The sequence below is a fragment of the uncultured Brevundimonas sp. genome (assembly GCF_947305955.1).
GTDB lineage: Bacteria > Pseudomonadota > Alphaproteobacteria > Caulobacterales > Caulobacteraceae > Brevundimonas.
The window spans coordinates 13,052-36,419 of the sequence record NZ_CAMZFB010000029.1 but is presented as its reverse complement, the minus strand read 5'-3'; the positions used below and the strand labels follow the sequence as shown (position 1 = coordinate 36,419).

Annotated in this window: 24 protein-coding genes and 1 pseudogene; 13 read left to right on the top strand and 12 right to left on the bottom strand. The window is 63.8% G+C overall.

Annotation, left to right across the window (positions count from 1 at the left end; all coding sequences use genetic code 11):
* The 4 genes from Q0Y42_RS08815 to Q0Y42_RS08800 all read right to left on the bottom strand — a co-directional run.
* The coding region (locus Q0Y42_RS08815; protein ID WP_297802559.1) for an AAA family ATPase at window positions 1-1,310 on the bottom strand (1,310 nt) is incomplete at its 3' end.
* 9 nt (window positions 1,311-1,319) lie between these two features.
* The gene (locus Q0Y42_RS08810; RefSeq protein WP_297802556.1) at window positions 1,320-1,988 is read right to left on the bottom strand and encodes a DsbA family protein; all 669 of its coding nucleotides are present in this window, start codon (window positions 1,986-1,988) and stop codon (window positions 1,320-1,322) included.
* Window positions 1,989-2,006: 18 nt separating this feature from the next.
* Window positions 2,007-2,639: a DsbA family protein gene (locus Q0Y42_RS08805; RefSeq protein WP_297802553.1), complete on the bottom strand. Its 633-nt coding sequence runs from the start codon at window positions 2,637-2,639 to the stop codon at window positions 2,007-2,009.
* Window positions 2,640-2,738: 99 nt separating this feature from the next.
* Window positions 2,739-3,311 carry a DciA family protein gene (locus Q0Y42_RS08800; protein ID WP_297802550.1) on the bottom strand — a complete coding sequence of 191 codons (573 nt, stop codon included), beginning with the start codon at window positions 3,309-3,311 and terminating at the stop codon, window positions 2,739-2,741.
* A gap of 82 nt (window positions 3,312-3,393) precedes the next feature.
* On the opposite strand from Q0Y42_RS08800, the gene mutY reads away from it, so the two are divergent.
* Window positions 3,394-4,428 carry an A/G-specific adenine glycosylase gene (mutY, locus tag Q0Y42_RS08795; RefSeq protein ID WP_297802547.1) on the top strand — a complete coding sequence of 345 codons (1,035 nt, stop codon included), beginning with the start codon at window positions 3,394-3,396 and terminating at the stop codon, window positions 4,426-4,428.
* Between the two features lie 63 nt (window positions 4,429-4,491).
* Here the strand turns inward: mutY and Q0Y42_RS08790 are convergent, their stop codons facing one another.
* Entirely contained in the window at window positions 4,492-5,571 is a 1,080-nt protein-coding gene (locus Q0Y42_RS08790; protein WP_297802544.1) for a site-specific DNA-methyltransferase, read from the bottom strand.
* A gap of 347 nt (window positions 5,572-5,918) precedes the next feature.
* On the opposite strand from Q0Y42_RS08790, the gene murC reads away from it, so the two are divergent.
* A complete protein-coding gene (murC, locus tag Q0Y42_RS08785) occupies window positions 5,919-7,358 on the top strand; it encodes a UDP-N-acetylmuramate--L-alanine ligase (RefSeq protein ID WP_297802541.1) in 1,440 nt (479 codons plus the stop codon).
* 78 nt (window positions 7,359-7,436) lie between these two features.
* On the opposite strand, the gene Q0Y42_RS08780 is transcribed toward murC, so the two are convergent.
* Entirely contained in the window at window positions 7,437-8,078 is a 642-nt protein-coding gene (locus Q0Y42_RS08780) for a hypothetical protein (RefSeq protein WP_297802538.1), read from the bottom strand.
* 141 nt (window positions 8,079-8,219) lie between these two features.
* Here Q0Y42_RS08780 and murB point away from each other — a divergent pair, with 141 nt between their 5' ends.
* From murB to lpxC, 7 genes are all read left to right on the top strand, one after another.
* A complete protein-coding gene (murB, locus tag Q0Y42_RS08775; RefSeq protein WP_297802535.1) occupies window positions 8,220-9,134 on the top strand; it encodes a UDP-N-acetylmuramate dehydrogenase in 915 nt (304 codons plus the stop codon).
* A 71-nt stretch (window positions 9,135-9,205) separates the two neighbouring features.
* Window positions 9,206-9,628 carry a Rap1a/Tai family immunity protein gene (locus tag Q0Y42_RS08770; protein WP_297802532.1) on the top strand — a complete coding sequence of 141 codons (423 nt, stop codon included), beginning with the start codon at window positions 9,206-9,208 and terminating at the stop codon, window positions 9,626-9,628.
* Between the two features lie 117 nt (window positions 9,629-9,745).
* Window positions 9,746-10,684, top strand: a complete 939-nt coding sequence (locus Q0Y42_RS08765; protein WP_297802529.1) for a D-alanine--D-alanine ligase — start codon at window positions 9,746-9,748, stop codon at window positions 10,682-10,684.
* Entirely contained in the window at window positions 10,672-11,511 is an 840-nt protein-coding gene (locus tag Q0Y42_RS08760) for a cell division protein FtsQ/DivIB (protein WP_297802526.1), read from the top strand. Before Q0Y42_RS08765 ends, Q0Y42_RS08760 begins: the two co-directional genes overlap by 13 nt.
* A gap of 25 nt (window positions 11,512-11,536) precedes the next feature.
* A complete protein-coding gene (ftsA, locus tag Q0Y42_RS08755) occupies window positions 11,537-12,865 on the top strand; it encodes a cell division protein FtsA (RefSeq protein ID WP_297802522.1) in 1,329 nt (442 codons plus the stop codon).
* A gap of 383 nt (window positions 12,866-13,248) precedes the next feature.
* The gene (gene ftsZ / locus Q0Y42_RS08750) at window positions 13,249-14,802 is read left to right on the top strand and encodes a cell division protein FtsZ (protein ID WP_297802519.1); all 1,554 of its coding nucleotides are present in this window, start codon (window positions 13,249-13,251) and stop codon (window positions 14,800-14,802) included.
* Window positions 14,803-14,995: 193 nt separating this feature from the next.
* On the top strand, window positions 14,996-15,895 hold the full coding sequence (lpxC, locus tag Q0Y42_RS08745) for a UDP-3-O-acyl-N-acetylglucosamine deacetylase (protein WP_297802516.1): 900 nt from the start codon (window positions 14,996-14,998) through the stop codon (window positions 15,893-15,895).
* Between the two features lie 57 nt (window positions 15,896-15,952).
* Here lpxC and pgeF read toward each other — a convergent pair whose 3' ends face one another.
* The 3 genes from pgeF to lgt form a co-directional block, all read right to left on the bottom strand.
* Window positions 15,953-16,720: a peptidoglycan editing factor PgeF gene (gene pgeF, locus Q0Y42_RS08740; protein WP_297802510.1), complete on the bottom strand. Its 768-nt coding sequence runs from the start codon at window positions 16,718-16,720 to the stop codon at window positions 15,953-15,955.
* Window positions 16,717-17,742 carry an SAM-dependent methyltransferase gene (locus Q0Y42_RS08735; protein ID WP_297802565.1) on the bottom strand — a complete coding sequence of 342 codons (1,026 nt, stop codon included), beginning with the start codon at window positions 17,740-17,742 and terminating at the stop codon, window positions 16,717-16,719. The genes pgeF and Q0Y42_RS08735 overlap by 4 nt, the downstream gene beginning before the upstream one ends.
* Window positions 17,743-17,827: 85 nt before the next feature.
* The gene (gene lgt / locus Q0Y42_RS08730; RefSeq protein ID WP_297802507.1) at window positions 17,828-18,697 is read right to left on the bottom strand and encodes a prolipoprotein diacylglyceryl transferase; all 870 of its coding nucleotides are present in this window, start codon (window positions 18,695-18,697) and stop codon (window positions 17,828-17,830) included.
* A 270-nt stretch (window positions 18,698-18,967) separates the two neighbouring features.
* Between lgt and Q0Y42_RS08725 the strand changes: the two genes are divergently transcribed.
* From Q0Y42_RS08725 to proC, 3 genes are all read left to right on the top strand, one after another.
* The gene (locus Q0Y42_RS08725) at window positions 18,968-19,210 is read left to right on the top strand and encodes an accessory factor UbiK family protein (RefSeq protein WP_297802504.1); all 243 of its coding nucleotides are present in this window, start codon (window positions 18,968-18,970) and stop codon (window positions 19,208-19,210) included.
* Between the two features lie 90 nt (window positions 19,211-19,300).
* Entirely contained in the window at window positions 19,301-19,804 is a 504-nt protein-coding gene (locus Q0Y42_RS08720; protein WP_297802500.1) for a YbjN domain-containing protein, read from the top strand.
* Window position 19,805: 1 nt separating this feature from the next.
* On the top strand, window positions 19,806-20,600 hold the full coding sequence (gene proC, locus Q0Y42_RS08715; RefSeq protein WP_297802497.1) for a pyrroline-5-carboxylate reductase: 795 nt from the start codon (window positions 19,806-19,808) through the stop codon (window positions 20,598-20,600).
* Here the strand turns inward: proC and Q0Y42_RS08710 are convergent.
* The gene (locus Q0Y42_RS08710; protein ID WP_297802494.1) at window positions 20,590-21,087 is read right to left on the bottom strand and encodes a hypothetical protein; all 498 of its coding nucleotides are present in this window, start codon (window positions 21,085-21,087) and stop codon (window positions 20,590-20,592) included. The two genes, proC and Q0Y42_RS08710, sit on opposite strands and share 11 nt — an antisense overlap.
* 83 nt (window positions 21,088-21,170) lie before the next feature.
* Window positions 21,171-22,523 carry an ATP-binding protein gene (locus Q0Y42_RS08705; RefSeq protein ID WP_297802491.1) on the bottom strand — a complete coding sequence of 451 codons (1,353 nt, stop codon included), beginning with the start codon at window positions 22,521-22,523 and terminating at the stop codon, window positions 21,171-21,173.
* Between Q0Y42_RS08705 and Q0Y42_RS14055 the strand changes: the two are divergent.
* Window positions 22,503-22,577: pseudogene (locus tag Q0Y42_RS14055) on the top strand (hypothetical protein); the annotation flags it as partial. The gene Q0Y42_RS08705 and the pseudogene Q0Y42_RS14055 overlap by 21 nt on opposite strands.
* On the opposite strand, the gene Q0Y42_RS08700 reads toward Q0Y42_RS14055, so the two are convergent.
* Complete coding sequence (locus Q0Y42_RS08700) at window positions 22,542-23,276, bottom strand: response regulator transcription factor (RefSeq protein WP_297802488.1); 735 nt, start codon at window positions 23,274-23,276, stop codon at window positions 22,542-22,544. The pseudogene Q0Y42_RS14055 and the gene Q0Y42_RS08700 overlap by 36 nt on opposite strands.
* Window positions 23,277-23,368 lie beyond the last annotated feature (92 nt).

The following is a 23,368-nucleotide window of genomic DNA, read 5'->3' as shown; positions in this document are numbered from 1 at the left end:
ATCTCGGGCGTTTCCAGCGGACCGAGCGCTTCGCGCTCGCGCTTGGCCTGATCGCGCTGGGCGGTCACGCGGGTCAGGCGGGCCTCGGCGTCGCGCTTGCGAGCCGTTTCGGCGTTGGCGCGGGCCTCCACGGCGGCAAGCGTTCCGGCCAAACGCTCGACCTCGGCATCGGCCTGACGGCGGGCCTCTTCGGTCTCGGCGACGGCGCGTTCCAGTTCGGGCGTGCGTTCGGGCGCGGCGGCGATCTCGGCCTTCAGGCGCGTCAGGTCGTTTTCGATCCGGTCCAGCTCGCGCTGGGCATCGGCAGCCATGCGGCCTTCGCGCTCGATGTCGGCATTGATGCGGGCCACCTCGGCCTGAAGCCGCTCGACCTCGGCCTTGGCGGCCTGTTCGGCCATATCCAGACGGTCGCGCTCCAGCGTGGCGCGGTGAAGCAGGGCCCCTGCGACGGCGTCTTCCTCACGCGCGGGCTTCATGGCTTCCTGCGCCTGAAGTGCGGCGGTCTGGGCGGCGGCAGAGGCGGTGGTGGCCTCGGCCACGGCCTGTTCGGCGGCACGCAGTTCGGCCTTGGCGTTGGCGGCGGCTTCCTTGGCGTCGGACCAGCGCACATAGAGCAGGGCGGCCTGCAGGGCGCGGATCTCGGCGCTGATCTTCTTGTACTTTTCCGCCTGACGGGCTTCGCGCTTCAGGCGGTTGAGCGTGGATTCCAGCTCCTTGCCGATGTCGTCGAGGCGGTCGAGATTGGCCTCGGCGGCCTTGAGGCGAAGTTCGGCCTCATGGCGGCGGGTGTGCAGGCCCGACACCCCGCCTGCTTCCTCGAGGATGCGGCGGCGGTTCTGCGGCTTGGCCGCAATCAGCTCGGAAATCTGCCCCTGACGGACAAGGGCGGGAGAGTTAGCCCCCGTAGAGGCATCGGCGAACAGGAGCTGGACGTCACGCGCCCGCACTTCCTTGCCGTTGATGCGGTAGGTCGAGCCGCGCCCGCGCTCGATCTTGCGCGAGACTTCCAGCACGGCTTCATCGGTAAAGGGCTGGGGCGCGCGGCGCAGGGCGTTGTCGATGGTCAGGGTGACTTCGGCATGGTTGCGCGGCGGACGGCCCGCGGCCCCCGCAAAGATCACGTCCTCCATGCCCTGACCGCGCATGGCCTTGGCCGAGTTGGCCCCCATGACCCAGCGCAGGCTCTCCAACACGTTCGACTTGCCGCAGCCGTTCGGTCCGACGATCCCGGTCAGTCCGGGCTCGATCTGAACCTCGGCGGGATCGACAAAGGACTTGAAGCCCGAAAGTCGAAGGCGCTGGAAATGCATAGGTTGGTTTTAGCGCACCAGAGGTTGAAGGGCGGCCCGAAGACCGGCCAGCGAGTGGTCCTGTACGCGACGACCGTTAACAAACACGGCCGGAGTGGAGTTTACGCCTGCAGCCGAGGCCGAGGCGACGTCTTCCAGAAGGGTTTGCGTGATTTGCGGGCGACGCATGCACTCGATCACCTCTTCGGTGGTGCGACCGCTGACGGCAATACTGCCCACCAGCCACTGCTCGATATTGCGGCTGGCAAAGGCTTCTGACTGTTCGCGCATCAAATAGTTGGCGACATCGAAGAAGCGGTCCGGCGCGGCGCAGCGGCCAATACCGGCAGCTGTGTTGGACACCTGAACCGGCGGCGTCGGCAGGTCGCGGAAGATCAGCTTGGCCTTACCCGTATCGATGAACTCGCGCTTGATGGTGGGCAGGACCTCATTGGCGAAGGTCGCGCAGTGCGAGCAGGTAAAGCTGGCGTATTCGATGATGGTGATGGGGGCATCGGCTCGGCCCATCACGCGGTCGGACGACAGGTGATCCGGAATAGCCGCCGCGCGCGGGGTGGCCGAACGCGCGGAGCCGGAAAGGGTGGGCGAACCCGATGACATGTCCTCCGCGCCGACTGCCGGAGCGAAAGCCAGAAGCGAAGCGACGACGATGCCGCCGAGTTTAAAACGCCCACCCATAACCATTCACCTGTGTGCTTACTTCGCCAATGCGGCGTCGACGGCGGCCGACAGGCCCGCCAGCGAGGAGTCCACGACCTTCTGGTCGTTGACGTAGAAGGCCGGCGTACCGGTCACGCCTGCGTCGATACCGGCGCGGATGCGCTTCTCGAGGGCGGCCACGCCTTCCTTGTCGTTAAGGCAGGTCTCGATCTGGGCCTGCGACAGGCCAGCGCCCTGTGCGATGCGGTTCAGGCTCTGACGCGGCGGGACGCCGTTCATCCATTCCTGCTGCGACTCCATGATGGCGTGGACGACGTCGAAATATTTGTCGTCGCCAGCGCAGCGGGCCAGCATAAAGCCAGCGGCGGCAATGTCCTGCGGCGGGGTCGGGAACTCGCGGAAGACAAAGCGGACCTTGTTGTTGTCAACGTATTTGGCCTTGAATTCCGGCCAGACTTCCTTGTTCCACGCGGCGCAGTGGCTGCAGGTGACCGAGGCGTATTCGACCACGGTGACCTTGGCCCCTGCGGCGGCGCCCAGAGCCATGTCGCCCTCGGCGGCACCACCGGACTTTTGCGAGCAGCCGGCGATGGCAGCGGTGGCCATCAGAGCAGCAGCGGTGATGGCGGCGCGACGGCTCATCGCCGCGAATTTGAAAGTAGGAGCCATAGGTCGGACCTCAAAAGCGTATGTTGTCTAAGAATAAGGGACGCGTGCGCCCCGGCCATCCTTCGCTGGGAATACGGCAAACAGAGCACCGTTGGTTTGTCAACGGTACGGATCGTCCGCCTCTTCCTGACTGCGTACGATTGCGGCCTTGCCCAGCTTGGTCAGGGCCTTACGCAGATGTTCGGGCAGGTGGGCGACGGACTGTTCCAGCTCGGCTTCGGCAGCGGGCGGAATGGGCGGCAGAGGCGGGCGCGTGCGCGATTTGGGCTTGGCCGCAGAGGTCAGGGCTTTGACCGGACCTTGCTGGATGCGGATTTTCTCGACGGTCTTGCTGCCCAGATAGAGGTTCACCTGATTGATGATCTCTTCCTGCTGGTGCTGGACCAAAAGGGCGGCGGGGCCGACCACCTTCAGTTCCAGAACACCACCGGCATTGCCCTTGCCCTTGATGATCCGCATCGGGTTGGACACGCGGGCGATCCGCTCGCCGACAATCTCGGCCCAGCGCGGTTCAAGGCTATTGGCGTCGCGGCCGAATTTCTGGTCCAGCTCGCGGATGAATTTCTGCAGCTTCTGCGAGGCGAGGGGCGGCGGGCGCAGGGTCCGCTTGGTCCGCCTTTCCGACAGAATACGCAGTGTTTCTTCTTCAGAGGGTAGGGGTCTGCGACGCATGGGCGGCATTATAGGCCAAAGTTGCGGATGTGCCGATGGGAAGATGGCTGTCGGGCGCGAATAAAGCCGCTATTCAGGCGGCATGACGCCCAAAGAGATCGAACGCCTGCGTAACGCCCTGCTGGATTGGTACGACGCCAATGCCCGCGACCTGCCGTGGCGCGCCGCGCCGGGCGAGGCGACGCGCACCGATCCTTATCGGGTATGGCTGTCCGAAGTGATGCTGCAACAGACGACCACCGTCCATGCGGCCCCCTATTTCCACGCCTTCACGACGCGCTGGCCGACGGTCAGCGATCTGGCGGCGGCAGAGGATGCCGATGTGATGGCAGCGTGGGCAGGGCTGGGATACTACGCCCGTGCCCGTAACCTTCTGGCCTGTGCGCGGATGGTGGCCGGTGAATACGGCGGCGTCTTCCCCGATACCGAAGAGGCCCTGCTGAAGCTGAAAGGTGTGGGGGCCTATACGGCGGCGGCGGTGGCGGCGATCGCCTTCGGGCGTCCGGCCAATGTCGTGGACGGCAATGTCGAGCGGGTGATGGGCCGCCTGTTCGCGGTGAAGGAAGAAGTCCCCGCCGCACGGCCCGAGCTGAAACGTCTGGCGGGTCTGTTTGTCAGCGCTCACCGCCCGTCCGACTGGCCGCAGGCGCTCATGGACTTGGGGGCGCGGGTGTGCCGCCCCAAATCGCCCCTTTGCGAACAATGCCCGCTGTCGTTCGGATGTGCGGCCTATGGAGAAGGCGACCCGCAATCCTATCCCCGCAAGGCCAAGAAGGCCGAGCGCCCGCACCGTCTGGGCCATGTCTTTGTGCTGCGCGACGGCAAGGGCAGGGTGGGGTTGGTCCGTCGTCCCGACAAGGGTCTGCTTGGCGGGATGCTGGGTCTGGCCGGATCGGAATGGAGCGCGGCCCCCGTCTATGCCCCGCCGTTCAAAGCCGACTGGACCGAGGCGGGCACGATCAACCACGTCTTCACCCACTTCTCGCTGGACCTGACGGCCAATGTGGCGACGGGGACTTCGGATGACCCGTCGCTGATTTGGATGGATGAGGCAGAGGCGCTGAAATCCCTGCCGACTGTTTTCAGGAAGGCGCTGGAGAGGGCGCTGGCCGCATAAAGAAAGGGCCGCACCTTTCGATGCGGCCCTTGAAGTTGCGGGCGATGCGCCGCCCGTGAAGTCTTACTGCATCCCTGCGCGAATTTCGGCGCGCAGGGCGTCGATCGGGCGCAGGCCCTGATCGGTCTTGATGCGCCAGTAGGTCCAGCCGTTGCACGCCGGAGCGTTCTCTAGAAGGGCACCCAGCTTGTGGATCGAGCCGGTCAGCGTACCCGACACCAGGGAGCCATCGGCACGGACGCGAGCTTCACGCTCTCCCTTGGGGCAGTACAGCTTGTCACCCGGCGACAGCAGGCCAGCCTCGACCAGTGCGCCGAACGGCACCTTGGGTTCGGCCTTCTTGGAGCCGGTGATGGCGAGGTCTTCGGGAGCCGCCGGAATAACGGCATCGATGCGGGCCTGTGCCAGATCGGCATAGGTCTCGTCGCGTTCGATACCGATGAAGTGACGGCCCAGTCGCTTGGCCGCCGCACCCGTGGTGCCGGTGCCAAAGAAGGGGTCGAGGATGACGTCGCCCTGACGGGTGGCCGACAGGATCACGCGGTGAAGCAGGGCTTCCGGCTTCTGGGTCGGGTGGGCCTTGTTGCCCTCGGCGTCCTTCAGACGTTCCGAGCCGGTGCACAGCGCCAGCGTCCAGTCCGAACGCATCTGGGTGTCTTCGTTAAAGACCTTCAGAGCGTCGTAGTTGAAGGTGTAACGCTTCTGGTCACGCGACTTGGCGGCCCAGATCAGGGTCTCGTGCGCGTTGGTGAAGCGCGTGCCCTTGAAGTTCGGCATCGGGTTCGACTTGCGCCAGATGATGTCGTTCAGAACCCAGAAACCGAGGTCCTGCATCGCCGCGCCCAGACGGAAGATGTTGTGATAGCTGCCGATGACCCACAGCGTGCCGTCGTCTTTCAGGACGCGCTGGCATTCGCTCAGCCAGGCACGGGTAAAGGCGTCATAGGCGGCGAAGCTGTCGAACTTGTCCCAGTCGTCGTCCACGGCGTCGACCTTGGAGTTGTCCGGACGCAGCAGATCGCCACCCAGTTGGAGATTATAGGGCGGGTCAGCAAAGACCATGTCTACCGACTTGTCCGGCAGGCCTTTCAAACGTTCGATGCAGTCGCCTCTAAGGATGACGTCGGTTTGAATGTCGGACATGAATACGCGGCCCCTGTGGTGTTGAGGGCGCATCGTGAGTCATCGTGGTTAACGGTTGGTAATCAAAACGGTTTTCCGATTCTTCGAAGAGTCAAACGCTGATCTCCATGACTCTCAAGAGTCCGGTGGATAAGGGTTTTGGCGGATTCAGAGTCTGCGAAAATTTTTGTGTTCGGTGAAGCTTGGCGGCATTTCGGGCGTTGGGACAGGGGCAGGGCGTTAACAAAGCCTGATGTCCGTACGGGCATTACGGGAACGCGGACGTTTGATCGCTGCTATGTCATCTTTCTCGGCCGGAGACCGATCTGGCCCTTCGCAACCCGTTAAGACGGGTTTATGAGGCCGTCATGATCCGTCGTCTTCGTCCCGTCCCGTTCGCCCTTGGTCCCGTCCACTTCGTCGGTATCGGCGGCATTGGCATGAGCGGCATTGCCGAAATCATGCTGAAAATCGGCTATCAAGTGCAGGGCTCCGACGCCAAGGCCAGCGCCAATACCGAGCGCCTCGAAAAGCTGGGCGCCCGCATCTACATCGGCCACGACGCCGCCCACATCACCGAGGGCGTGTCGGCTGTTGTCTATTCGACCGCTGTGAAGGCCGATAACCCCGAGATGATCGAAGCGCGCGAGCGCCGCATTCCGGTGGTGCGCCGTGCAGAAATGCTGGCCGAGCTGATGCGCCTGCAGTTCTCGATCGGCGTGGGCGGTACCCACGGCAAGACGACGACGACCTCTATGGTCGCGGCCCTGCTGGATGCCGGCAATTTCGATCCGACCGTCGTCAACGGCGGCATCATCAATGCCTATGGCACCAACGCCAAGGTTGGCGACGGCGACTGGATCGTCGTCGAGGCCGACGAGTCCGACGGCTCGTTCCTGCGCCTGAAATGTACCGTGGCGATGATCACCAACATCGACCCCGAACACCTCGACCACTACGGCGATTTCGATGCCGTGAAGAAGGCCTTCCGCGACTTCATCGAGGATACGCCCTTTTATGGTTTCGGTGTCGTCTGCCTCGACCACCCCGAGGTGCAGAAGCTGGCGGCCCAGATCGTCAACCGCCGCCTGATCACCTATGGCCTGAACCCGCAGGCCATGGTCCGCGCCGAGAATGTGCAGATGGACCCCGACGGCTCGACCTTTGACGTTGTCATCCGCGCCTCGCACGCCAGCGACGAGGATGTCCGCATCAACGGCCTGCGTCTGCCGATGGCAGGCTGGCACAATGTGTCGAACGCTCTGGCGGCTATTTCCGTCGCCCGCGAAGTCGGCGTCGACGATGACAGTATCCGTGCCGGTCTGGCCAGCTTTGGCGGTGTGAAGCGCCGCTTCACCACCACGGGCTTTGCCCACGGCGTTCGTATTATCGACGACTATGGCCACCACCCCGTCGAAATCGCCGCCGTGCTGAAGGCCGCCCGTCAGGTTGTCCAGAACGCCGAACAGCCGGGCCGCGTGATCGCCGTGGTCCAGCCGCACCGCTATACCCGCCTGCGCGACCTGATGGCCGACTTCTCGACCTGCTTCATGGATGCGGACAGCGTGATCGTGGCCGACGTCTATCCGGCGGGCGAGCAGCCGATCGAGGGCGTGGACAAGCACGCTCTGGTCAGCGGCATCAAACAGTTCGGTCACCGGCACGCCACGGCGCTGGAAAGCGCGGACGCTCTGGCCAAGGTGATCCGTGAGGAAGCCAAGGAAGGCGATCTGGTCGTCTGCCTCGGCGCGGGCGACATTACCTCGTGGGCCTATGCCCTTCCGGCACAGTTGGAAGCACTGGCTTAACGCCGCCTGATACTTGCTAGCTTCTTCGAAAGGCCCCGCGATTGACCCAATGGCGGGGCCTTTTGCGTCATGGTCTGATCAAAGATAGGCGCGAACGCACATACCGAAGACGAAGCTAAGCAGGGATGCCATGCCGAATGCGATAGCAAGGCTGCCCAGCCAGTTTGTGTGGGCCTGATATTCAAGCCTCTGTTGCGCAGAGCTTGCGAGCTGGCCTTGCCTTTTGCGCATCCGCTCTGCCGGAACCAGAAGGGCCGCCATCATCAGCAGAGAGGGGACAAGTCCCATCATAATCTGGATCAGTGACCAAGCCGACCGACGACCGAAACTGAGCCTGTCGATCAGCCTTGCGATGGCCTCGCGATGGGGCAGGGGCGCATAGATCGCGATCAGCAATCCAATGCAAAGGCAGTATAGGGCCGCATAGTACAGCTTGCGCTTGAGTGGCCGCTGTACGTGCGGGGGCGGATCGGTCGGCTCCGAACCGAAATCGGGAAGATCGCCTATCGAAACCCCGTCGGCCATTTTCCGGTCAGTGTGCCACGTCCAGCGGTAGGCTCCGGCTTGCGCCATGGGCAGGAAGATCAGGCTGATGATCAACACGATCACAGTGTTGAAAGCCTGATTGAAATCCATCGGTGTGCCGAGATTTTCGGCGACAATCATAATCCCCATCGTCAGGGCAAATGAAGCCAAGACACCCGGCACAACCACCAGCATCAGGATGGTCAGCGTCCGCCAAGGCTCGGCCATGGTCGAGAGAAAGCGTTTCCTCTTGCGCGGGGCGGGGGTTAGGGACATCTACGGCTACCCGACAACGGCCCGTTACAGGCCACCGACTGCACGGCAAACGAGATACTGATGACTGACTGGACCAAGGCTCCCCCAAGCGTGCGCGGCAAACTGCTGCTGAACGAAGCGTTGGCGCCTTACACTTGGTTCCGCGTCGGTGGTCCGGCCGATGCCCTGTTCATTCCGGCGGACGAGGACGATCTGATCGACTTCCTCAAGGCCCTGCCGGAAGAGGTTCCTGTCTATCCGCTGGGCGTCGGCTCCAACGTCATCGTGCGCGATGGCGGCATCAAGGGCGTGATCATCCGTCTGGCGGGCCGCGCTTGGGGTCAGGTCGTGGCCGACGGCGTGACCATCACCGCTGGCGCAGGCGCGCTGGATTCCATGGTGGCGCGCGCCTCGGCCAAGGCGGGGATCGCGGGCATGGAATTCTATGCCGGTATTCCCGGCTCCATCGGTGGTGCCCTGACGATGAATGCGGGCTGCTATGGCTCCGAGACCAAGGACATCCTCGTCTCGGCCCGCGGCGTGAACCGCAAGGGCGAGAAGGTAGAGCTGACGGTCGATGAGTTCGGCTACACCTACCGCCACTCGAATGCTCCGGCGGACATCATCTGGACCGAAGCCACCTATCGCGGCACGGCCGATGATCCCGAAGCGGTCGCCGCCCGCATCGCCGAAATCACCGAGCGCCGCGAAAAGACCCAGCCGATCCGCGAAAAGACTGGCGGCTCGACCTTCAAAAACCCCGAGGGCCATTCCTCGTGGAAGCTGGTCGATGAGGCGGGCTGGCGCGGCAAGCTGTTCAAGATGACCGGCGGCGGTGCCAAGTTCAGCGAGCTGCACTCCAACTTTATGATCAATCCGGGCGAGGCGACTGCTGCCGACCTTGAAGGTCTGGGCGAGATTGTCCGTCAGGACGTCTTCTCCAAGACCGGCATCCAGCTGAGCTGGGAAATCAAGCGTATCGGCCGTCCGGGCTAAGGGGCGATTGGCAACCGAGTCGGCTCGCAACGGTTTCTGTCTTCAGAAACCTTGTGCCGACGGAGGGGGCCATGAAAACAACCATCCTCGCAGGATTGCTGGCGTGCGGCCTCGCCGTGGGCGTGCCGCATGTCGCCCGCGCCAACTTCATCGACGGCCATAGCCTTTACCTGTGGTGCTCAACGCCCGCGACCGATCCGATGTATGCGCGGTATGATGCCAGCTGCCGGACCTTCATTCTCGGCGTGCATGACGGGCTGGATCTGGCGGGCTACGTCGTCACGCTGGCCCGTGACGAAGCCGCCGCCAGCGAAACCAATGCGACCGGTGACCGCGAGGTCGGCATCCGGTTCCTGTGCGTCACCGATGAAGCCGACGTCTCGCGCCTGAGGGCGTTGGTGGTCGCCTTTTTCGAGGAATATCCCGAAGAGCGCGACAAGCCCGCCAGCGCCTCGATTCTGGCGGCCCTCTATCCCGAATATCCCTGTCGTTGAACTGCGCCGTGCACGTTATGCACGTTTTTTGAAAGGGAAGGGGCCAGCGTCCACTATCGTTTCCAAGTGGTTAACCCTATTGAGGCGATAGGGGGAGGCTAGTCTTCGGATTGTCTCATGCTCGCGCCTCTTAATACCCTCCACGTTGCCGTCCTGATGGGCGGTCTGTCCTCGGAACGCGAAGTTTCGCTGGAATCCGGCGCGCGATGTGCCGATGCGCTGGAAGGGCAGGTGGCCAAGGTCAGCCGCGTGGACGCGGGCCGTGATCTGGCGCAGGTCCTGACCGAGCTTAAACCTGACGTTGTGTTCAACGCCCTGCACGGCGCATGGGGCGAAGATGGCTGCGTTCAGGGCATCCTTGAGACGCTGAACATTCCCTATACCCACTCGGGCGTGCTGGCTTCGGCGCTGGCGATGGATAAGGACAAGTCTAAGGCCGTTCTGCGTGCGGCGGGCGTGACCGTGCCGGGCGGCGGTCTTTATGACCGTCACGAGGTCGCCAGCCGCCACGTTATCGAGCCGCCCTATGTCGTGAAGCCCAACGCCGAAGGCTCGTCCGTCGGCGTGTTCGTGGTTCAGGAAGGGGCCAACCGCCCCGTCGCCGAGGTCGGCGAGGACAGCTGGACCTATGGCGATCTCGTCATGGTCGAGCCGTTTGTAGCCGGTAAGGAACTGGCCGTCGCCGTCATCGGCGAGAAGGATGGCCCACGCGCCCTGACCATCACCGACATCACCCCGACCAAGGGCTTCTATGACTATGAAGCCAAATATGCGCCCGGCGGATCGCGCCACGTCCTGCCTGCAGAGCTTCCGGCGCACGTGTTTGACAAAGCTTTACGTCAGGCGGAGCTAGCCCACACGGCCATGGGCTGCCGCGGGGTGTCCCGCTCCGATTTCCGTTATGACGACGTTAACGATGTTCTTGTCTTGCTGGAGGTGAACACCCAGCCCGGCATGACGCCGACCTCGCTCGCACCAGAGCAAGCCGCCTTTGTCGGGATGGATTATCGCACTCTGGTTCGTTGGTTGGTGGAGGACGCTTCATGCCGGCGGTAGTTCGCGGCGGAAAGCGACAGTCAGGTAGAGGGCAGGCCCAGCGCGGCGCGCCCCAAGGCCGCATGGCCAATGTCGGGCGGATGGACATGTCCCCGCGCGTCGTTGTCGCCTGCCTGATCGGCGGCGTGGTCGTGGTCGGTGCCATTCTGGCCACCGGTGCGCGCGCCGAGCGTATCTCTGCGTCTGCCATTGAAAAGTTCGATGCCGCCACGGTCGGCATGGGGCTGAAGCTGCGTAACGTCCACGTTTCGGGGGCCTCGCCAGAGGCTCTGGGCCATGTGCAACGTGCCGTGGGCCTGTATCAGGACCAACCGATTGTCAGCCTTGATCTGAACGCCGTGCGCGAGCGCGTCGAACAGGTCGGCTGGGTCAAGGAAGCGCGCGTCGTGCGCCTGCTGCCGGACACCATCATCGTGGACGTGACCGAGCATAACCGCCTTGCCGTCTGGCAGGTCGGGGGCCGTGCACAGGTGATCGACACCGACGGTCTGGTGATCGAGGGCGCCGATCCGGGCCGCTATCCGGAGCTGCCGCTGATCGTCGGCAAGGGTGCCGATCAGGCCGCCGCCGACATCGTGCCACTGCTGCGCCAGCGTCCGCGCCTGATGTCGCGCATCGACGCGCTGGTCCGCGTGGACGAGCGTCGCTGGGACCTGCGTCTTAAGGACGGTGCCCTGATCCAGCTTCCGGCTGTCGATCAGGAATCGGCCCTGATCCGTCTGGATGCTCTGGACCAGCGCGAGCGCCTGCTCGATCTGGGCTTCGCACGCGTAGACCTTCGTACGCCGGAAGAAGTGGCGGTTCGCCCTTCCGAAGGCACGGCGTGAACTGAAATCACGGGAAGACACTGAGATGATTGGGCTGTTGCGAGACAAGAAGGCGGATCAGGTGGGGGCTTCAACGCGCACGCCCGCTGTGGCTGCGCTTGATCTCGGCCAGTCCAAGGTTGCCTGCTTCATCATGAAGCCGGACGGCGTCCGTCGCGCCGACAGCACCATCCGCGTTGCGGGCGCGGGTCACGTCCAGTCCAAGGGCGTGCGCGGCGGCATCATCGTCAATATGGAAGACGCCGCCGACGCCATCGTCCGCGCCGTGGAGCGTGCAGAGCGCGCTGCGGGCCTGACGATCAACGGCGTGGTCGTCACCTCGTCTATCGGCCAGATGGCCAGCCACCGCGTCTCGGCCAGCGTCTCGCTGGGGGCCAACCAGATCACCGACCACGATCTGGCTAAAGCCATCGGTGCGGCCCTGTCCAAGATCAGCCTGCCGAACCGTCGCCCGATCCACGTCCTGCCGGTGGCATGGTCGGTGGATGGTGCGCGCGGTGTTCACGATCCGCGCGGTCTGCAAGGCCATACGCTGGGCCTCGACCTGCTGGTCGTGTCCATGGCCGAAAGCGCCTTTGGCGCGCTGGGCAACTGTCTGGAACGTGCCCACCTTGACCTTCAGGGCGTGGCCTCGGCTCCGCTGGTGACGTCGCTGGCGGCGCTGGAAGAGGACGAGATGGAGCTGGGCTCGATCTGCATCGACATGGGGGCAGGCACGACCTCTGCCGCTGTGTGGGGCGGTCGCTCGCTGCTGCACATCGAAAGCGTCAGCGTCGGTGGTGATCACGTCACCGCTGACATCGCCCGTGGCATGGCCACCTCGCGTGCCGGTGCCGAGCGTCTCAAGACCCTCTACGGCTCGGCCATGGCCAGCAACAACGAGGACCGCGAGATGGTCGAGGCTCCGCCGCGTGGCGAAGACCCGTCCGCCGGTCCGGTGGTGTGGCCCCGTGCCATGCTGAAAACCATCATCGCCCCGCGTGTGGAAGAGACGCTTGAACTGACCCGCGACCGTCTCAAGGCTGCTGGCGTCCGCATCAATCCGGGCATGGGCATTGTCCTGACCGGTGGTGCCAGCCAGCTGAACGGGGTGCGTGAACTGGCCGAACGGGTCTTCGACCACCCGTCCGTCCGTCTGGGCCGCCCGCAACGCGCGCCCCACCTTGCTGCGGCTGCGGCAGGTCCGGCCTTTTGCTCGGCAGCAGGTGTGCTGCTGCGCGCCGCCTATGGCCCGCGAGAGGCTGTGTCGGTGCACAAGCTGATGAGCCGCCACGTCACCGCCGCCGACGCCCCGCGCGTCCACTCGGGCGGTCCGTTCAACCGTGCCGCCAACTGGCTGCGCGAGAACTTCTGACGATTACGGCGAAAGGGGAGGGCGCACGACCTCTCCTGACCATCCCGCACCCGATTTTACGATCCTTGGCCCTTTCGTCCGAAAGGGTTAGCCTGCGTGCGCTGTATAAACTTTTGCGCCGTCAAAGCCCGTCATCGTTAACCATTTAACCCTCTGAAGAGAGCGGGAATTGGCATTTGGTTAAGGAAGTCGACGGGAAACGGCGGAAAAATACACGCTGAAGCCACAAAACTTGGTTTTGCAGGCTTCATCTGCGCCCGACTCATATTAGTCCGGTAATGATCCGTTAACGTTGTCGGGTCTTTTATTAACCCGCTCATAACCAATGCGATTCGGCGGGGGTCGATTGGGATGAATGGGCAGGGTCGGAAGGTCGAAACACAATGTCTCTCTCGCTGGTGAAGCCACAAGCCACTGAACTGAAGCCCCGGATCGTCGTGTTTGGCGTCGGTGGTGCAGGCGGTAATGCCGTTAACAACATGATCGACTCGGGCCTTGAGGGCGTCGAGTTCGTTTGTGCCAACACGGATGCCCAGCATCTGAGCTTCGCCAAGACCGACCGTCGCATTCAACTGGGCGACACCATTACCCAAGGTCTGGGTGCCGGTGCCCATCCCGAAGTCGGTATGAATGCGGCCGAGGAATCGGCTGACGAGATTCACGCGCACCTCGAAGGCGCGCACATGGTTTTCATCACCGCCGGTATGGGCGGTGGCACCGGTACGGGTGCAGCTCCGGTTATCGCCAAGTGCGCCCGTGACCGCGGCATCCTGACCGTGGGTGTTGTGACCAAGCCTTTCACCTTCGAAGGCCGTCACCGTATGCGTCTGGCCGAAGCCGGCATCGCCGAGCTGCAGCGCTACGTCGACACCCTGATCGTCATTCCGAACCAGAACCTGTTCCGCGTCGCCAACGAACGCACCACCTTCTCGGACGCCTTCCAGATGGCCGACCAGGTGCTGCACTCGGGCGTTCGCTCGATCACCGACCTGATGATCCTGCCGGGTCTGATCAACCTCGACTTTGCCGACGTCCGCGCCGTGATGTCGGAAATGGGCAAGGCCATGATGGGCACTGGCGAGGCTTCGGGCGAAGACCGCGCCCTGCTGGCTGCCCAGAACGCTATCGCCAACCCGCTGCTGGACGAAACCAGCCTGCACGGTGCCAAGGCCGTTCTGGTCAACATCACCGGCGGTATGGACATGACCCTGCTGGAAGTCGACGAAGCTGCGAACGCTATCGCTGCCGAAGTCGACGGTGACGCTAACATCATCTTCGGTGCCGCTTTCGACCCGGCTCTGGAAGGCAAGATCCGCGTCTCGGTTGTCGCCACCGGCATGGACGAAGCTTCGATCCAGCAAATCGAGCCGGTCGCCTCGACCCTGAACCGCCGCCAGCCGGAACCGGCTGCTCCGGCCGCTCCGCGCGAAGAAGTCCGTATCGAGCCGGTTGCCCAGCAGCCTGCACCGCAACCGCAGCCGGAACCCGTCCGTGCGCCCGAGCCGCGCATGGAAGTGCGTCCGGAGCCGGTGATCCACGACGCTCCGCGCACCCTCGACCCGATCGTCGATCCGTGGGTTGAAGAGTTCGAGCAAGGCCGCAACCGCAACACCGCTTCGGGCCAGGAGCAGGGCGACCTGTACATGGACCGCGAACCGACCTCGCGCCGTCAAAAGCCGGAGCCGGAAGCCGAAGCCCCGCGTGAAGAATATTACGACGACTCGCACCGTCGCAGCGGCTGGTCGCTGTTCGGCCGTCGTCGCGCCGCGCCGCAGCAGCCGACCTATTCGCCGCCGCCGCCGTCCGGCTCGAACCGTACGACCCAGCAACTGCGTCAGACCCAGTCGGTCCAGCCGCAGCAGGTCCACGATCAACGTGGCTATGCCGAAGAGGACGATCTGGAGATCCCGTCGTTCCTGCGCCGTCTGGCCAACTGATCCGGATTTACGATTAATCCCATCAAGCCCCGTAGCCTCGCTGCGGGGCTTTTTGCTGTGCGGCGGTGTTACGGAAACTGTCGTGATTTCGAAACAATTCGAAACCCGACTTTCATTTCGCGTGCGCGAACGTTTGGTTAAATGCCACCTTCCGGCGCTGTCCGTTTTGCAGCGCGTATTGAAGAGTTCAAGCGTGACGGTCTTCAACGACCCCTTTGAACATACGATCACTGCCCCTGCCATCTGCGCGGGTGTAGGCGTCCACAGCGGACGTCGTGTGCGCTTGACCGTACGTCCGGCTGCCGCCGATCAGGGCATTGTGTTCGTGCGTACGGACATCAAGGACCGCGACAACCGTATTCCGGTCTCGGGCGAGGCTGTCATCGACGCGCGCCTGAACACCATGATCGCCAATGCCGATGACGTACGTGTCTCGACGATCGAGCACCTGATGTCGGCCATGTGCGCGCTGGGTATCTCTAACGCCACCGTTGAAGTGGACGGCCCCGAGCTGCCGATCCTCGACGGTTCGGCCGAGCAGTTCGTGCAATTGCTGGACCGTGCGGGTTTCCGCCGTCAGGAGCAGCCGCGCCACTACATCGAGGTGCTGGAACCGATCCACGTCGAAGAGGGCGACAAGAAAGCCTCGCTTCTGCCGTGCGACCGTTTCGAAATGCGTTTCGAGATCGACTTCCCGACACCGGTGATCGGCAATCAGGTGATCGATTTCGTTGTCGACGAAACCACCTACCGTTCGGAAATCATGTCGGCCCGCACCTTCGGTTTCGCCCATGAGGTTGAAGCCCTGCGTCAGGCCGGTCTCGCCCGTGGCGGTTCGCTGGAGAACGCTGTGGTCATCGACGGCGACCAGATCCTGAATCCGGGCGGCCTGCGCATGGAACGCGAGTTCGTGCGTCACAAGGCGCTGGACGCCATTGGTGACCTGTATGTACTGGGTGCGCCGCTGATGGCCCGCTACGAAGGCTATAAGGCCGGTCACCAGCTGAACAACAAGCTGGTCCGCGCTCTGCTGGCCAACCCCAAGGCGTGGCGTTTCACCACCCGCGTTCCGGCTTTGGCCATGGCGGGCTGATCCGCCCGCTTAAGACATCAAGCAAAAGGCCCGCTGTGATCGCAGCGGGCCTTTTCTTTATTCACTCAGGGCGATGGCCCCGATCAGCCGGCCGAAGTCCGGCTCGCCGTTCAGATAGGCGCGGCGGTTTGAATAGAAGCGGGCCTCGTCGGTGCGGGTGTCGTCGCCCGTCCACGCCGCCTGCGTCACGCCTGCTTGCTCCAGCCGCCACAGGACAAAGCCGGGCAGGTCGAACTGGCGCTTGTCATCGCTGGAACCGGCGATGAAGAAACGCTCGCTGCCGGGTGCTTCTGCGGCAAAGCGCGCCTCATAGTCGGCCCCGACCTCATAGGAGGCCTGCGAGATGCACGGGCCGACCACGGCGCGGATGTTGTCGCGCGCGGCTCCCAGTTCGACCATCTGATCCACCGTCGCAGCGATGATGCCGCCCAGCGCGCCTTTCCACCCCGCATGGGCCGTGGCTACGACGCGGGCGTCGGGATCGGCAAACAGGATCGGGGCGCAGTCGGCGGTCAGAACGGTGGCAATGGTGGTGGGTGCGCGGGTGACGACAGCATCCCCCTCGGGGCGTTCGCCTTTCCAGCCGCCCTCGGCCACTACGGCGTCAGCGGAATGGATCTGGTAGCAGCCACACAGGTCGTCGCTGTCGCCACCGAACCATTGGGCCACGAGGCGGCGATTCTCGGCCACGCGGGCCGGATCGTCCTTGGAGCCTACGCCACAGTTCAGGCCCGTATAGATGCCCTCTGACACGCCGCCCTCGCGGGTAAAGAAGCCGTGCTTGATACCGGCAAGGTCGAGAAGGGGGTGGGTGATGGGCGTCATGCTTCAAACCCCGGTACGGTCAGCGAGCGCGGCGAGAAGATCGCCGCCACCTTGAACAGTTCGCCCATCTGGTCATGGGCGGTCAGGCGGTGGAACTGGCGCAGGATCACGTCCTCGGCCTCGGGGCGGGCGGCGGCCAGAGCCTTGGCCCGCTCGACAATACCCAGACGGGCGAGGAACAGGCCCTGACCGATGCATCCGGTCACGTCGGCACCGCTGCGGACGGCGGCTTCCAGCACCAGCGGGAAGTCGGCCCATTGGGTCAGGTCCGCTTCGCCCGGCTCGTCCAGAACGCCGACCTTCTGGTGACGTTTGAGAGCTTGGAGGGTGTCTCCGGCCTCCGTCTTGGCGCGGCCATAGTCGATCAGCAGGGCCGCACCCGACGTGGCTGCGACTAACGCCGCAAGGTCGCGCCCGAAGGCGGCCTGTTGTTCCGAGATTTCCAGAACCTGACCGACCTCGATCTCAAGCTCGGGCGTCTCGAAGCCCTCGCTGATGGCGGTCAGGCCAAAGATCAGGTTGTTGGCGTCGTCCACGCCGATGCGGCGCTCGGCCCAGCCACCTTCGGTTTTGATGAACTGGCGGGCCGGCAGGCAGTCCAGCACCTCGTTGGCCACCAGGATCACCGGCGCGTCGGTTTCGATCTGCGCCAGAGATTTGACCCAGCGCGGTTCGAGGTCGGCATCGGCCAGACGGCGGGCCTGTTCCTGACGCAGCGGCTGGCTCGGCTCGATCAGGATCAGCTCGGCGGCTTCAAGGAAGGCGGGCGACAGGCGGGCAGCGCGAAGGGCATCGCTCATCAGCGTGCCGTCACCGGGGCCGACCTCGACAAAGCGCACCTTTTCCGGCGCGCCCAGCCGTTGCCAAGTCTCGACCGCCCACAGGCCGATCAGCTCGCCGAACATCTGGCTGACCATGGGGGCGGTGATGAAGTCACCCCGCTCGCCCAGCGCCGGACGGGTGGCATAGTAGCCGCCCTTGGGGTCGTGCAGGCAGCGGGTGACATAGTCGGCCACCGTCATGGGGCCGGTCAGGATGATCTCGCGGACCAGACGGTCCTTCAGGCTTTGCGACGTGCCGTCGGCGGGGGAGGCGTAGGGCACCGTCTTAGGCCTCGAGCGCCGGACGCTTGAGGGCACGGACAATCAGGACGATGCCGACGATGATCATCGGCGTCGACAGCATCATGCCCATGGTCAGGCCGAACGGCAGGTCCGACAGGTGGGCGTCGGGCTGGCGCACATTTTCCAGCGACGCGCGGGCCACGCCATATCCGGTCAGGAAGATACCCGTGACCAGACCCGGACGCTTGAAGGCATCCCATTTCCAGATGGCCAGCGACATGATGAGGAACAGCACCAGACCTTCCAGACCGGCCTCGTAAAGCTGGCTGGGGTGACGCGGCGCATCGCCTGCGGGGCAGTGGCCATAGGTGTCCAGAATCTTCTGGTTACAAAAGCGGATGGCCCACGGAACGGTCGTTTCGCGGCCCCAAAGCTCACCATTGATGAAGTTGGCGATACGGCCAAAGAACAGGCCGATCGGCACGACCGGCGCGATCAGGTCGCCAAGGCTGAGCGGGGCAATCTTCTTGCGCCACGCATAGAGGCTGCAGGCGACCACGACGCCGAGGAAGCCGCCGTGGAAGCTCATGCCGCCGGTCCACATCTGGAGGATTTCCAGCCGTTCGCCCAGAGAGCTTCCGGTGAATATCTGGCCATACAGCGACGGGTTATAGAAGGCGGCATAACCAAAGCGACCGCCCAGAATGATGCCCAGTACGATCCAGAACACCAGATCGTCCAACTGCGGGCCCGTCACCGGCGGCTTGCCACCGGCCCACAGGCGCGGCGTCTTCACCAGACGGGCGGCATACATCCACCCCAGAACGATGCCGGCGATATAGGCCAGTGCGTACCAGCGGATGGGCAGCGGGCCGAGATGGATCAGGACCGGATCAAATTCTGGGAAGGTCAAGGGGAGGGACTCCTGCGCGATCTGATCGTGCAGGTATAGCAAGTCAGATGACGTCCGTCCCCACCCAAGCGGTGGCAAGATCAGGGCAGGGACAAGGACAGCAATTCCCTGCCGCTATGTCCGCGAATCCTGAGGGTTAACGGATAAATGCGTCGGAAAACCTCGAAATTTGGCAATGCCCTTGAACAAAACGGCGAAGCACCTGATTGAAAGGTTTCGTTCACCATTTTGCGTGAGCTTTTGTTAACCCGACCGGATGGGAGGCGTCTGATGCAGACCCGCAATCCAATTCTCGACGAAATCGCCAAGATGACGACTGGCGCCATGGGCCTGGCCCAGGCAGCAGGGGAAGAGGCCAAGACCGCTTGGCGCGCACAGGCTGACCGTCTGGTGGCTGAACTGGATCTGGTGCGTCGTGACGAGTTCGACGTTCTGAAGGCTGAAATCGCTGCACTGCGGGCCGAGATTGCGGCTCTGAAGGGCGAGAACAGCAACCCCTCCACAGAATCGTAAGATTCGGCCCGTTGAGCCGAATCTCCGAACACGCCTACCGTTCCTTAGGCGACAGATGAGTCGCCACAGTTTTGAGAAGTTGAAGCCCTGATGGACGCCGCGAGACCCGACGAGGTCGAACTGCCTTTTGATCCGCTGGACGTGGTCGAACACGTTCTCGTCGCGGAGAACCTGCCGTTCGACCGCACGGATGAAGGCGACCTGGCCTTTGCCCTTGCGGGTAGCTGGAAAGACTATGAGCTGTGGTTTGCATGGCGCCCCGAGGGGGACTGCCTGCAACTGTGTCTGGCGCTGGACCTGCGCGTGGCCAAGAGCCGCCGCGCATCCGCCTATGAACTGGCTTCCATGATCAACCAGCGCACCTGGCTGGGCCATTTCGAGATCTGGCCGGACGAGGGCGAGATCGTTTTCCGCCACGCTCTGGCCCTGCCGCACGGCGAGCGCCCGACGCTGGCGCAGGCGGCATCCATGATCGACGCTGCTGTCGAGGCTGCTGACCGTTATTATCCCGCGTTCGACTTCATGTGCCGTGGCTCCAAGAAGCCGCAGGAAGCCATCGACGCCTGTCTGTTTGAAACCGTAGGTAACGCCTAAAATGTCTAATGCAGTTGTTCTTCAAGGGGTGGGTCGTTTGGGGTCTGCCATCCTTGAGGGGTGGCTGCTGACAGGCGCGGTTGATCCCAAAGACCTGATCATCCTGACCCCCAGCGAAAAGCCCGTCGCCGAAAAGGCGAGGGCGCTGGGCGCACGCATCAATCCGCCGTTGGAAACGCTGGCCGAGGCAAAGGCCTTTGTGATCGGCGTAAAGCCCGCCAAATGGGTCGAGGCGGCGCAGGACATCCTGCCCCATCTGAGCAAGGATGCCGTGATCGTATCGGTCATGGCGGGCGTTCCCGAAGCGACCATTTCGGCGGGCTTTGATGGCCGCAAGGTCGTGCGCATCATGCCCACCACGGGCGTGGCGCAGGGCAAGGGCGTGGCTAGCCTGTGGTCGTCGGATGCGCATGCTCTGGCGCAGGGCATGGCCCTGTTCGAGCCTATCGCCGAGACGGCTGTGCTGGACAGCGAGGACCTGATGCACGCCGCGACCGCAGTGTCGGGCTGTGGTCCGGCCTATTTCTTTGCCTTTACCCGCGCACTGGCCGAGGCCGGTGTTGCAGAGGGCCTGCCGGAAGATGTGGCCGTGCGGCTGGCCCGCGCCACCCTGCGCTCAGCCGCAGCAGGTGTCGTCGGTGACGAGAGCCTCGATGCGCTGATCGACCGCGTGGCCTCGCCGGGCGGTGTGACCCGTGCGGGTCTGGAGGTGCTGAACGAAAACGGCGCCCTGGACCGTCCCGTCCAAGGCGCCGTGAAGGCGGCTGTCGATAAATCGACCGAGCTTAGCGGCTGACGTACTGGCCGCGGGCCAGATTGTTGGCCAGACGGTTGCTGGCGCGCCATGCGTCGGTCCAGACCGTGCTGCCCACCGAATCCATGATGGTCGGCGAGTAATAGCGGTACTTCACTTCCTGAGTGGTGCCGTCGGCCAGAGTGACCGTACCTTCAAAGGCTGCGCCGCCAATCGACAGGCTGCGCATAGCGTCCAGACCCGGACGGTCGGTCAGCTGTTTGAAGGTTGGGCGGTTCGGCTGCAGGTCCGTCACCACCAGATTGATCTCGGCACCGTCCAGCGCATTGCGGCGGGTCAGGGTGCGTTCAATCTGACGGGTGAAGTCTTCAAGCTGGTCCTGAACCTCGCGCTCGCCAAGCTTTTCGGCGGTCTTGGCGAATTCAGGGCTGAGGACAATGTTCACGGCCGCCGGTTCGGCGAATGCAGCACCGGTCGTAGCCAGCGAGAGTGCGCCGGCGATAAAAGCGATTTTGGCGATCGAGCGCATCAGACACTCCTTTGTTCCAGGCCCCCCTGGAGCGATTCCAACATGGTATATCGACGGTTGGATTTCCAGAAGGTTCAGCGAATTTAATCTTTACCGTGCGGCAAGCGGATTGAGGCCTTCAGCCCACCCATGTCGCTGCGCCCCAGAATGATGTCGCCGCCATGACCGCGAGCGACGTCGCGGGCGATGGCCATGCCAAGGCCCACGCCCTTGCGGTTCTGGCTGCGCGACGGATCAAGGCGCGAGAAGGGGCGGAAGGCTTCCTCGTGCATGTCGTCGGGGATGCCGGGACCGTCGTCCTCGACAACGAACTCCACACCGCCCGAGGGCAGGTGGCGGGCCGACAGGCGCACATGCTCGCCATGGCTGGCCGCATTATTGGCCAGATTGCCCAGCGCACGGCGGAACGCCATGGGGCGCAGGGTGATCGAAAGGTCCGGCTCGACCACGACCTCGACCTCGGCACCGGCACCGCGGGCGTCGCTGGCGATACGGTCGAGCACCTCTTGGACATTGATCGTCTGGGGCGTCTCGCCGCCCTCGCCACGGGCAAAGGCGAGGTATTCGTCGATCATGTGCTCCATCTCGTCCATGTCGGCGCGCATGGCCTCGGCCCGCTTGAAGGGTGGGGCAAGGGCCAGTTCCAGACGAAGACGGGTCAGGGGCGTACGCAGGTCATGGCTGACCGAGGCCAGCATGGCCGTGCGCTGGTCGATATGGCGCTGGATACGCGAGCGCATTTCCAGAAAGGCGGTGGCGGCGGCGCGCACTTCGCGCGCACCGTGCGGCTTGAAGCGGGGCACCGTCTCGCCACGGCCAAAGGCTTCGGCAGCCTCGGCCAGACGCTCGATACTGCGAACCTGATTGCGGATGAAGATCACGGCCACCGCCAGCAGCAGAGCGGTCGCAATCATCAGCCACAGCACGAAGATATGGGCCTGCGTCGCCACGGCGCGTTCGCGCGGGGCGATGATCCGCATCACCCCGTCGGCTTCCTGAATACGGATGTCGACATAGGCCGGATAGCGGGTGGTATCGAACCAGAAGGGTTGTGACAGGCGTGATTGCAGCGCCGCTTCCAGCGTGCGGTCCACCACCCCGATGGCACCGCGCCGCTTTTCGGTCGGCAATTTGGTGTCTTCCTGAAAGGCGATCGACAGCTGCATGTTGCGCTGGGCGCGATCCACGATCAGGGCCAGATTTTCAGGCGTCGGGTCGTCCTGATAGCTTTCGGCGGCCCATGCCACGTCGCCGGCCAGCCCTTCGGACAGGCGCGACGTCACCGTCTGCCAGTGGGCGTCGAAAAAGACGAAGGTGACAGCCCCCTGCATGATCAGCACCGGAATGATGATGATCAGCAGAGACCGGCCCCAAAGCGAGGTCGGCAGGCGGCGCTTCAACCATCGCGCCCAGACATTGAACGGCGTCAGCCGCATGGCGATATGCTCCGCCGTTTAATCAGGAGCCAGCATATAGCCGATGCCGCGCACGGTTTGCAGGTAGCGCGGGTTCTTGGGGTCCACTTCCAGCTTGCGGCGCAGGCGGGTGACCTGAACATCGACGGCGCGGCCCGTAATGTCGGCGGTGTCAGGCGACAGGGCCATACGCTCGACAGGGGCGTGGGCGCTGATGGCGAGGGTTTTCAGCAACTGGGCCTCGGCCTCGGTCAGGCGCTGCGGCTGGCCGTTCACGGTCAGCTCCAGCCGCTCCATGTTGAAGACGGCGGGGCCCATCTTGATTTCTTTCGCCGTCAGCGGCTTGCCGCCCGTGCGGCGCAGGATGGCCTCGATCCGCAGCGCCAGTTCGCGCGGGTCGAACGGCTTGGACATATAGTCGTCGGCCCCGCGCGATAGACCCTCGATCCGATCATTCGGATCGCCCTTGGCCGTTAGCAGCAGAACCGGCGTCTTGGACAGGGCCGCCTGCGAGCGGATCCAGCTGGTCAGGTCAAATCCGCTCTCGCCCGGCATCATCACGTCCAGCACGATCAGGTCGAACTCGATCAGTTCGACCAGACGGCGCGCCGCGCCCGCGTGGGCGGCGCCGGTGACGCGATAACCCTCGCGCGCGAGGAATTCTTTGAGCAGTTCGCGGATTCTGTCGTCATCATCGACGATCAGCAGATGGCGGCCGCTGCCGTTCGCAGCGACGGGTCCGGATCGGCTGTTGCGGGGATCATGAAGGCTCAACAGGGCGCTCCGCTAAAAAACTGGTGGTCGGCAACGTTGACGAGCGGCCTCGATAGGGGTCTAAACAGCCACCGGTGCAGGGAGATGATTTG